The following is an 11,123-nucleotide window of genomic DNA, read 5'->3' as shown; positions in this document are numbered from 1 at the left end:
TGGGGTCCTTGGCGCCCTCCTAGATGGGGTGGGTTTATACGAACCTTTTATCGATTTTGCAGGAGCCGGAGCTACAGTTCCGATTACAAGTTTCGGAAATTCTCTTGTACACGGGGCCATGCAAGAAGCCGAAAAACATGGGTTAGTAGGTGTTATTTCGGGGATGTTTGAAGTGACAAGTGCAGGGATTTCAGCTGCTATTATTTTCGGAATGCTTGGCGCTATACTTTTTAAACCAAAAGGATAAGGAGGATAGAAGATGACAATCGCATCAGAAGTGAAACAATGTTTGGCTAATCTTAAAGGGATGGAAGCTAGTTTATCCAGTTTAGCCTTAAGGACGGAAGACCATGAATCGAAACGCACGTTGCATGATTCGATGATGGTCGTGCATGAAGTGGTAACGGATCTAAAAAAACGTGTGGGAGAGTTGGAACGAGAGGAATCTCAGTACAAAGGCTTTTAAGATCAACATTCTTTTATGAGAGGTGTTAAGCAGTGCCTGATTGGTTAGATATAGTCGTAAGGTCATTAATCTTTCTTGTTGTTCTGTTTTTGATTACAAAATGGTTAGGAAAAAAACAACTGTCTCAACTTTCTTTTTTCGAATATGTTACAGGAATTACTATCGGTAGCATAGGAGCAGAAGTGATCACGGGACTGGAACGGAACATTTTTAACGGGATACTTGGCATTGTTATCTTTGCAGCCATCCCTTTTCTTGCTGGTTTGCTTTCGCTAAAAAGTAAAGGTTTTCGTGATTTTATAGAAGGGAAAGCAACGGTTTTTATTAAGGACGGCAAGATCATGGAAGATAATTTAAAAAAGGAAAAATATACAACCGATGAGTTGTTGGAATTGCTTCGGAAGAAGAATGTCTTTCAGGCAGCAGATGTCGAATTTGCGGCACTAGAGCCAACGGGTGATTTGAGCGTATTGCTAAAGAAAGAAAACCAGCCTGTAACCGCGAAAGATGTAAACATAAAGGTTGCTCCCATTAAGGAACCTCAGACCGTCATTATGGATGGCGAAATATTGGATGAGCCGTTATCTACAGCAGGTCGGAGCCGGAGTTGGTTGAACACAGAGCTAGAAAAACAAGGGGTTACGATTGAAAATGTCTTTCTGGGGCAAGTGGACTCTTATGGACAATTAACGATTGACCTTTTTGATGATAAACTTCAAGTCCCACCTCCTCAAGAAAAGCCGTTAATGCTTTCAACATTGAAAAAATGTCAGGCGGACTTAGAGTTATTTGCCCTTGGAACAGAAGTAAAGGAAGCCAAGCATATGTATAGCAAAAATAGCGAAAAATTACAAGAGACTATTGATAAAGTGGGTCCTATTTTAAGAAGTTAATCATTATTTCTGTTACAACGTCATTCATTATAAAAAAGAAAGAAGCTGTTAAAGTAATTAAGCCTTCTTTCAAATGGGAGTATCCCACGTTCCCATTAAGCCAAGAAAAAGGAATTGAATAGTTCTGTCGGTATATAATTTAGACATCCTTAGATAACTTTTATCATGATTTATAAGGCTCTTTATCTTATGCCATCAGGATAATTAAAGACATGTTAGGAGTAGTCAATATGCCAAACATAGATGGACATATTATTTCAGGTGAATTTGATGAAGAGAATAATATTTTCTCCTTACAAAGAGTTAAACACTTCTTCACTGAATCCACTCTAAATGAAAACCAATTAAATATTTTATATAATTATTTGAAAAATCACGAGAATGAAAACGATGGTCAAATTATTACTCTTTATGATCAAATGCCGGTTTATCTGTCTCAAAATGATATTAAAGTATTATTATGCGATTTAGAGCAGATTCAATCCCTGTATCCAAGAAGACTATTTTAAGAAATAACCGTTCAAAATAAGTTGGAGTAAGGTGCTCAACTTTCACAGTACAAATTAGTCAGATTGGAGTGGAGAATGATTAGCTAACCAGTTTAAAATGAACGGAATTAACACTATGAAAGAAGTCTGTTGTGCAGAGTTGGAAACTGCCGCCAGTATGTATTATGTTAATAAAATAAGGAATGTACAATAAGTAAGTGTATATCCCTTATTTTAATGCAATCTATGATACATATTAAAGGTTATATTCATTTGAAAGAGGTTTGTATAGGTTGCTCATCTCCCCTCCTAGGAGGGGGGCACTATTCATGGTCATATCGTTTGCGAAATTCTTCAGATGAAATAATGATGAGTTTGGGGACTAATAATTCTCTCCGTTGTGTTAATCTTTTATATCCCAAAGGGTGAAAAATACATAATAAGGTTTGTAAATACCTTTTTTTTATAGACGTTATGAGTCCTTTTGGTAAATCATAGGTCAAGAACCCATACTGATAGGCTCCTCGATATAAAATAGAAACCCCATAAAGTGCTTTGACCTGTTGGTAGGAGGGGGATTGGAAGACAGAGCATAATTGTTTCAGAGAATAATCAGCAGATGTTATTAACAACTTAGCTAAATGAAAAGAAGAACGAGAGGACCTTAATAACTCTAACAACTTCCTGTTATTAAAGTGGAGTTCTAGTACAGCGTCTCCTTCTGTTATGATATTTCCATCAGATAAATAAAGTGGATTACCGTGATACATCGTAGGCTTAAACAAAAACAGTTCATTTCCTGTCATCATTTGCAGACGAAAGAGCCTATAATAAAGGTTTTCCCATACCATCCACATATATAAAACAATTCTTTTCATCTTATTGTGTCACCTCTCTATTTATATCGAATTTTCTTTCCTATATAATCTTAGACTGATACTGAGTCACTATTTTATATAGTTACTTAAAAAAGTTAATTTATACGGATGAATAAATGAAGGGGAGATAGGTTTTAAATCATTTTATTATTACTTAACATATAGTTTAGGGGAATTGAACTTTTGTTACCTCTACAAAAGTTATTCGAGTTTCTCTTCAATATTTTTAAACGGCCGGTTGTAGTGTCGAAATGTTAAGTAACTTGTAAGGGATTTATCCAAAAAAACTTATCCAGGCATAACTAACACAATGTCTTAGTTATGCCTGGATAAGCTACACTTAATTGGACAATAAAAATGAGGGGAGGTACACTTAAAGATAACCAAAAGATAAAGGAGCGTTTTTATGCCTCGTTCACGTCGCACATTTACATCGGAATTTAAACTTCAAATGGTTCAACTTTATGAGAACGGAAAAAGTCGGTCTGATCTTTGTCGAGAGTATGATTTAACGCCTTCGGCCCTAGATAAATGGATTAAACAATACCAACAATCATGAGATTATAAATCCCATTTCCCACTAAGATTAGCTGGTTTATTGTTACTGTACACATAGTAAATTCCCTCAATAAGCAACCGGGATTATTAAGGGAAATGAATAAATGAAATAGTTAATTACCCAGCCGAGCAGAGATACCTATTGGATTGTATTTCTAGACAATATGAGACAACAACCTATCTCTTATAGCAATCCCTTATTCTAATCACATGACATTATCTAAACGGATATCTGCATATCCTTTTTTCGGCGGTACCAGATTATCAGGATTGCCACAAAGATTAATACGACAGAAATGACTTGCGCCATTCGCAAATATTCAGTAAGCATTAAGCTATCCGTTCTCATTCCTTCGATAAAAAAACGCCCGAATGAGTAGTATATGATATATGTCAAAAATAACTCACCACGCCTTAAATTTACCCGTCGGAGAGACATCAACACGATAAATCCACCAAAATTCCAAAGGGACTCGTATAAAAACGTCGGGTGATAATACGTCCCTTTTATGTACATCTGGTTAATGATAAAATCGGGCAAATACAGATTATCGAGAAATTCCCGCGATACGGGTCCCCCGTGGGCTTCCTGATTGATAAAATTTCCCCAGCGGCCAATTGCCTGAGCTAGAATCAGGCTTGGTGCCAAAATGTCAGTAATTTTCCAGAATGAAATTTCTCGTACCTTCGCAAACACTATGATCGTCAATACAGCACCGGTTAGTACACCGTGCATGGCTAGTCCGCCTTCCCAGATAGCCATAATTTTATTGGGATGCGCGGAATAATAGTCCCATTCAAAAATCACGTAATAAGCGCGTGCAAATAGGATAGAAATTGGAACCGCAAAAAAGACGAGATCAGAAAAGGTATTTTTCGGCAGAAAACGTCGCTCGCTTTCACGCATGGCGAGCCACAGGCCAATAAAGGCGCCGGAAATGATAATTACACTGTACCAGTAAATTTGGAACGGGCCGAGATTGATCGCAACCCTGTCGATCGGTTCAATCGTAGTTTCCATATTCTCACTCCTCATCATAAAAGTCTCTAAACATCAGATTTCCTTCAATATTTAATCTGTTCGATCTAAATCACACCTTTTTATGCACTTGGCACCTGGGACATGACTTGTCCGTCAATACGTTCAAAGATGTCATCTAAATCACGACCTGTAATGGTTAGACCGTGATTCTTAAGTCCAATGATTGCCCTAGATGGATCATCGGTATTTCGTACTAGATCTGCTACAGTTTCCGCCAATTGAATCGTACCGCAAGGGTAGTTAATTTCCGTTGCAGTTACACCATCTATCCATGCATGAATATGAACAATTGCCCCCACTTTTGGATGTTCTTTATAAATCATCCAATGTTCAATTGCATCAACCGACGCTCTTTTTGGAGAAATACGAGGAGGAACACTTATTTCCATTGCATTTTTTTTCGAATTAAACCCATTGATATATAAAATATCTTGGCCAATCACTCGCATATTAGCTTTGTTGACACCGCTAGCGCTCATCCAAAAGCTTTTATCATCGTGTCGGCTGCTTAGATTCCCATAGCTAAGACCGCCTATGCCATATAATCTTTTTAACTGACGCATATCACGAGATGACAAATATTTTTCAAGTGGAAAGGGTGCAGGTAATAAATTCATTTCATCTAATTTTTTGCCTGATACGTATATTTTTTGTGTAATATTATTACCATTCCATAAATTTTGATCCAAATTATCTACAAAATGATTGTCAATGACTAATTGAGCCGATGCGACCGGTTCTAATCTTTCATAAACCTTTTGGAAAAAGTCTTCTTTTTCTTCCCTTTGATAACTTAATTTGTAAAATCCTTGTTCAGGAGTAATAAAATAAACATCTGTTTTTTCCTTATTGTGTACGATGAAAATTAAATGGTTCGCTAAAGATCGAATTAGGTATGGATAAGCAGCTTCAAATATATTTTCCGGTTCTTCATTTACCTCTAGTATAGATATGACAAAAGTCGCCTGTGCCTTTCTACGAAATGGACGTGGTTTTTCTTGTCCGATCACATTAAATACAATCCTAATATCATCGACTGGTTCTTCACAATACTCGTATTCTTCAGTTGTAAATTTTTCCTTTAACCCTTCCATATACCATGAGAGAAAAGGAGTTTTTTCAGTGCCTGTTATAGTAAAGTTCTTCATTTTTGTCTTCCTCCTAATTTCTATAAAAATGTTACGGTTCAAACACCACTTTGATTGCTGCACGATTTTTCTTATTTGAAGCAGTATCAAGAGCGTTTCGGTAATCTTCTATTGGAAATCGGTGAGTAACCAATGGTGATAGATCAACTTTTCCAGCACGCATTAATTCAATCGCTATGTCAAACGTTCGTGTGCTTTTTCCTTGAAACACCTCCGTACTATAAGCAAAGCTTCCTTTGACATCTAACTCATTAAGCCAAACTGTCGTCCAATCGATTCCGTCCATTATGCCGGCTAGACCTAACAGAACAACTTTTCCACCGCTTTTAGAAAAACGAAGTGCATCATGGATACTCTGTTTTTTTCCAACACATTCAAAGACAATATCTGCACCTCCTTGTATGACCTCAGGACCAAAAAGTGGCTTTAATACCTGTCCTTTAAGTGATTTTGCTAAGTCATCGACATAAGTTTGTTTTCTAAGCTGGATTATATTGTTCGCCCCATAATTGGACGCTAACTCAGCTTGAAATTGATGTTTCACTAAGGTAACAATTCTGCACGGGATTTCTAGTGCTCGAATAGCCGCAATGACACATATCCCAATCACTCCTCCTCCTATGACCAATATGGTGTCATTTTTATTTGGTGGATTCCTTAAAACACTATGTAAAGCACAGCTAAAAGGCTCTATCATCACGCCGTTTAAATCATTCACAGCTGTTGGGAGTTTAAATACTTGGCTTTTGTGAGCTACTATATACGAACTCCATCCGCCACCTGTGTCACGACAAGCTCCTATTAACAAACCTGGTGACAGTTTTCCTTCAGTTTTATATCCACACAAACTAAAATTACCCTTAAGGCATGCGGGACAAGGATGTTCTATACCTCTCGATACACACGACAGAATTGGGTCTATAACAACTCGATCTCCCCTATTTAATCCAGTAACTTGTGCACCTACTTCCGCAATTCCCCCTACGATTTCATGGCCAATTGTGAATGGAAAAGATACATATGGTGAGGTAGTAGGACTATCATTTAAAAAAAGAAGATTAAGATCACTGCCACAAATACCGCCATATTTCACCTTTACTTTCACCCAATTTTCATTCGGAAGCTCTGGCTCCGATTGTTCGTGAAAACGTAAACAAGATATCCGAGAATTCCAATAAACAGAAGGAATAAAACTCCCGATTATTTTGCTAAAGATATAGTGGGGTATTTTATAATCGAATTGCAAAGCTTTCAACACATATCACCTAGTTTCTTCAACGATTTTATGTAATAGTTTTTCATGAACATTACCTTTCTATTCATTTTTTGATAAATATGGGAAATTTTTTTCTTGGAAAAAGAAACGTATTTTGAAGTGAAAAAAGAGAAAAATAGTATTGTGGTTATAATGTTTAAGGTCTTATGGATCGGACGGAGGATTTAACTATGAATACAATAAACAAACAGGCATTAATGGTTTATAACCCATTTTCCGGAAAAAAGATATCTCATAAAGCCTTTCCGATGCTATTAAAAAAACTCTCAGAAATGGGGTATCAATTAACTGTTCATCAAATAACTGAGTTAAAAAACATCGATAATCCTATTAAAAAAGCATGCCAAAATAGATGGGATGCGATCTTTATTGCTGGAGGAGATGGCACTGTTAACCAATCACTCCAATTCTTAGCGGAAGAAGAATATAGACCTACTATAGGGATATTCCCATTTGGAACGAGTAATGAATTTGCAAAGTATATAGGTATGTCTTGCAATATACAAGCTCTTTCAATTATTGAAAGAGGGAATACAAAACCAATTGACATTGGAAAATTTGGAAACCGATACTTTGTCAACATTGCAGCAGCTGGTTGGTTGTCGGATATTACCTATAGAACTTCTCCTTTCCTCAAATCTTGTTTTGGTGAATGGGCCTATTGCCTTCATTTTCTTAAAACATTTTTTTTAACAAAACAATTAAATACTATTTCTGTTGATGTTTCCACCAATGAAGTAATTTCTGAACTCTCTTTATTTTTAATCATGAATGGAGACTCTGTTGGTCCTTTTGAACGTCTTATTAAGAATTCAACACATAATGATGGTTATTTTCATCTTCTCACTTGTAAAAAAACTAATCGATTACAGTTGTTTTTTTCATTACTTACAAAAATGCTCAACATTCATGACAGTACGTCAATAATACATCATACTAAAATAAAATCTGGTCATTTTACGATTCCAGAGGCCATCGCTCTCAATCTTGATGGCGAAAAAGCTGATGTAAAAAGTCTGCATTTTAAGGTGTTGCCCCAGCATCTTCATGTCTTTAGTTCAACTTCAAAGTAAGAACGCCTTGTTATGCTTGTATATTCATAAGTAAATTAGGCTATAATTTTGTTAAAAATTCATGAATAGGTGAGATGTTTGTATTGTTTTATTGTTAATAAAGTTTCGGGTAATGGAAGATCTCTTAAAGTTTGGTATCAAATTGAAAAAAAGCTTCAAGAAAGAAATGTTTATTATTGTGTTCATTTTACACAGAAACCAAAACACGCCACTTTATTAGTTCAAGAACTTATTAAGAAGGAAAAAGTGACTGTAATTGTTGCAGTAGGTGGCGATGGGACGATCCATGAAGTGATTAATGGATTAGTCGGTACGAATATACCTTTAGGAATTATTCCTGCTGGCTCAGGAAATGATGTTTCAAGAGGACTAGGTATACCATTAAAATATGATAAAGCGTTAGGACGTATACTAAGTGGGAAACCAAAAGTCATCGATATCGGATTTGTAAATTCCACATACTTTTGTACAGTGGCAGGAATAGGATTTGATGGGGAGGTGGCTCAGAAGGCGAATGTTTCCATATATAAAAAATTACTTAATTTGGTCCGGATGGGTCAAATCTCATACATCATTAGTGCAATAAATGTATTATTCCATTATAAACCTAAGGATATCTCGATAATGATTGATAAGAAGCTATACAAGATTCCAAAGGTGTGGCTAATTGCAGTGGCCAATTTACCTTTTTATGGTGGAGGTCTTGTTATTTGCCCAAAGGCCGAAAGCAATGATGGTTTATTTGATATATGTATTGTACAAGGAATGTCTAAGTTGGATTTTTTACGTATATTTCCATTAGTTTTTAAAGGAAATCATACAGCCTCCCCTGCTATTAAAATAATAAGGGGAAAAGAATTAGAAATTTATTCCCCAACTCCATTATTGGTACATGGAGATGGGGAAGTGATTGGCCAAACTCCTGCCCGAATTAGAATTGAACCATGTGCATTATATGTTATTTGAGAAATAATTAACCAAAAAGAAGACAAACCCTTATTTCATTGTTTCGGGTAAAATAAGGGTTTTCATATTAAAACGCTATTTATTTTTTTTCATTTCTTCTAAAGCCTCTTCATAATCAAATTCTATTAATGCCTCGATCATTTTGTTTATTGTTCCAATAATACCTTTTATAATTTCAATCATGATCTGTATGAAAAACTCCTTTCTTGATTTTTAGATTATACTGAATACTACGAATATTGTTATTTCATCGTTACCATTACACGCTTCGTTTGTATCATTAACTGCTCAGCGAAATAATAAAGGGAAAATTAAAAGTTCTAATGTAAGATAAAACCCCCTAATCATTCTTATCACTCCTAAAATAATAATTTTTTTTAATATGACCAGTACACTTCCTGTTTATACATTTAAAATTAGGCTGAAACAGATCTAGACTAATATCTCCTCCAACATGATTTAGGGCGTAAATAGCTTGAAAAAGGTCATCCTTTCCTATGAAAATAGGTAAGGAATTGTCTGTAAGAATCCATCTGACCAAGAAAGATAATCTCAATAGCAACCTGTTGTTTTTCTAGTTCAGTTTTTAACCAACTATGACTTCGATCAATCGTAAACAAGGCCCAGAACCAGCAACTGAACGACAAAACGCAAATGAATCAGATATTTATCTCGAATTCTAACGTTTAGTTTTTTTCTTATCGTTCACAAATCTGATAATACCGTCCGTAAAAGTATACCTTTATGAACTTTTTTACTTATTCAAGGTTTCCCTATATAACATCTTGTAACTTGTTATAAGTGGGGAGTTTCTTAGTATAGACATACCTATATCCATTATCCCCAAGTTACAGAAAACCCTCCATAATACTACAATTCATATATTTTAAAGACATTATTCTAAAATTTTTCTATTTTTATATGGAATTTCCCATAGAAAGAACAATAAATGCTCCTTAAGAATGTATTTGTCGAGTGACAATAAAGTTGTTTAAAAAACGCACGATATCGATTACAATTAAAGTAATCGAACGTGTGTTTCTCTTGTTGACAAAATGAGGTTGTGGGGCAATATCTTTGTGAAAAATTTGGAGAGTGAATTGAAAATGACAGATCTAAACAATCTTGAGCCAGGTATTCGAAAACTGGTTGTACAATTTATCGAGAGTGGGCGTCCCTCGGCAAGGAAGCAAAGTATCCAAGAGCGTAGGCAAGGATATTTGAGTACTATTGACTTAGCCGGAGAAGCAGTCCCGGTATGGGATATTTTTGAACAAACTATTGACGGCATACGGATTCGTATATACAAACCATCGGAACAAATGAATCTTCCAATTTTGATTTTTTATCATGGAGGTTGTTTTGTCAGCGGTGATTTCGAAACCCATGATCGTCAAATGCGTTTGTTATCTAATCTAGGGGGCGCTCTAGTTATTGCCGTTGAGTATCGATTAGCACCGGAGCATGTTTATCCGGCTGCTCATGATGATGCCTTTAAAGCCTCTGATATTGTTAGCCAACATGCCTTATCTTGGGGTGGAAACCCAGACAACATTACAATTGCTGGCGACAGTGCAGGAGGGCATTTAGCTCTGGTTACCTGTCTACGATTAAAAAAACAAGGGCGTTGGATGCCAAAACGACAAGTTCTCATTTATCCAATGCTTGATGCGAAAGGTACAAGCAACAGTTATAAAAAATTTGGTGATGATTATGTGATTACTCGAGACGCTTTACTTACTGGTTTTGATGCCTATTTATCAAATCTGCCTCCTGATCACCCGGAAGCGAGTCCGTTAAACCGTGATGATTTTGAAGGTCTTCCAGAAACCCACATTATTACTGCTGAATTTGATCCGCTTGTCGATGAGGGCGAGGCGTTATATCGTCGTTTGTTGGAATCAGGTGTTGAGGCACAATGTAGAAGGTATCTTGGAGTAAACCACGGCTTCTTTCAACTTGCCGGCATCAGTATAGCGGGTAGAAAGGCGATTCAAGATGTCGCAACCATCATATCCAATTGAGAGATAGTCACGAAAAGAAATCTATTTCTTTATGGGTCCTGCCGACAAATCGCGGATAGTATAGTCTGGTTTTTAAACGACTTTATTGTTACTGATTATGAGTAAAATGAGTACAGGTCTTTAAAAATTAAACAACTATTTTGAACACCGTTCGAGTTATTTGGACGGTGTTATCAGTTTTAATAAGGGGAAAATTAAACAACTTTATTGTCACTTAATATGAATTTTAGTCCCTGTTTCTAAAAAGATAGCCATTTAGTGTATTTTTTACATCCAATGTATTATTAGTGATACATTTTGATCAAACTTTT

12 protein-coding genes are annotated in these 11,123 nt (G+C 36.0%); 8 read left to right on the top strand and 4 right to left on the bottom strand.

Features of this window, described 5'->3' with window-relative positions; genetic code table 11:
• The 4 genes from MOC86_RS24690 to MOC86_RS24675 form a co-directional block, all read left to right on the top strand.
• Positions 1-247, top strand: a 247-nt coding sequence (locus MOC86_RS24690; protein ID WP_268586561.1) for a SpoVA/SpoVAEb family sporulation membrane protein, incomplete at its 5' end; no start/stop codon positions are given.
• 12 nt (positions 248-259) lie between these two features.
• Positions 260-466, top strand: coding sequence for a DUF1657 domain-containing protein (locus MOC86_RS24685; protein WP_268586560.1), 207 nt, complete (start codon positions 260-262; stop codon positions 464-466).
• 32 nt (positions 467-498) lie between these two features.
• A complete protein-coding gene (locus tag MOC86_RS24680) occupies positions 499-1,359 on the top strand; it encodes a DUF421 domain-containing protein (RefSeq protein ID WP_268586559.1) in 861 nt (286 codons plus the stop codon).
• A gap of 230 nt (positions 1,360-1,589) precedes the next feature.
• Positions 1,590-1,868, top strand: coding sequence for a hypothetical protein (locus MOC86_RS24675; RefSeq protein ID WP_268586558.1), 279 nt, complete (start codon positions 1,590-1,592; stop codon positions 1,866-1,868).
• Positions 1,869-2,170: 302 nt separating this feature from the next.
• Here MOC86_RS24675 and MOC86_RS24670 read toward each other — a convergent pair whose 3' ends face one another.
• Entirely contained in the window at positions 2,171-2,725 is a 555-nt protein-coding gene (locus tag MOC86_RS24670; protein WP_268586557.1) for a YkoP family protein, read from the bottom strand.
• Between the two features lie 406 nt (positions 2,726-3,131).
• Between MOC86_RS24670 and MOC86_RS24665 the strand changes: the two genes are divergently transcribed.
• Positions 3,132-3,284 carry a transposase gene (locus MOC86_RS24665; RefSeq protein ID WP_419146680.1) on the top strand — a complete coding sequence of 51 codons (153 nt, stop codon included), beginning with the start codon at positions 3,132-3,134 and terminating at the stop codon, positions 3,282-3,284.
• 219 nt (positions 3,285-3,503) lie between these two features.
• Here MOC86_RS24665 and lgt read toward each other — a convergent pair whose 3' ends face one another.
• The 3 genes from lgt to MOC86_RS24650 form a co-directional block, all read right to left on the bottom strand.
• Positions 3,504-4,304 (bottom strand): prolipoprotein diacylglyceryl transferase, encoded by an 801-nt coding sequence (lgt, locus tag MOC86_RS24660; RefSeq protein WP_268586556.1) that lies wholly within the window; start codon positions 4,302-4,304, stop codon positions 3,504-3,506.
• A gap of 80 nt (positions 4,305-4,384) precedes the next feature.
• Positions 4,385-5,473, bottom strand: coding sequence for a class II aldolase/adducin family protein (locus MOC86_RS24655; protein WP_268586555.1), 1,089 nt, complete (start codon positions 5,471-5,473; stop codon positions 4,385-4,387).
• A gap of 31 nt (positions 5,474-5,504) precedes the next feature.
• Positions 5,505-6,728, bottom strand: coding sequence for a zinc-dependent alcohol dehydrogenase (locus MOC86_RS24650; RefSeq protein WP_268586554.1), 1,224 nt, complete (start codon positions 6,726-6,728; stop codon positions 5,505-5,507).
• A 191-nt stretch (positions 6,729-6,919) separates the two neighbouring features.
• Between MOC86_RS24650 and MOC86_RS24645 the strand changes: the two genes are divergently transcribed.
• The 3 genes from MOC86_RS24645 to MOC86_RS24635 all read left to right on the top strand — a co-directional run bounded on the left by MOC86_RS24645 (position 6,920) and on the right by MOC86_RS24635 (position 10,812).
• Positions 6,920-7,822 (top strand): YegS/Rv2252/BmrU family lipid kinase, encoded by a 903-nt coding sequence (locus tag MOC86_RS24645; protein ID WP_268586553.1) that lies wholly within the window; start codon positions 6,920-6,922, stop codon positions 7,820-7,822.
• A 78-nt stretch (positions 7,823-7,900) separates the two neighbouring features.
• Entirely contained in the window at positions 7,901-8,788 is an 888-nt protein-coding gene (locus tag MOC86_RS24640) for a diacylglycerol/lipid kinase family protein (RefSeq protein ID WP_419146679.1), read from the top strand.
• Positions 8,789-9,867: 1,079 nt separating this feature from the next.
• Positions 9,868-10,812: an alpha/beta hydrolase gene (locus MOC86_RS24635; RefSeq protein WP_268586551.1), complete on the top strand. Its 945-nt coding sequence runs from the start codon at positions 9,868-9,870 to the stop codon at positions 10,810-10,812.
• Positions 10,813-11,123 lie beyond the last annotated feature (311 nt).

Source organism: Priestia endophytica (genome assembly GCF_026790145.1).
Classification (GTDB): domain Bacteria; phylum Bacillota; class Bacilli; order Bacillales; family Bacillaceae_H; genus Bacillus_I; species Bacillus_I endophytica_A.
Note: the sequence above shows the minus strand (reverse complement) of the source record. Positions and strands in the feature narration are given on the sequence as shown.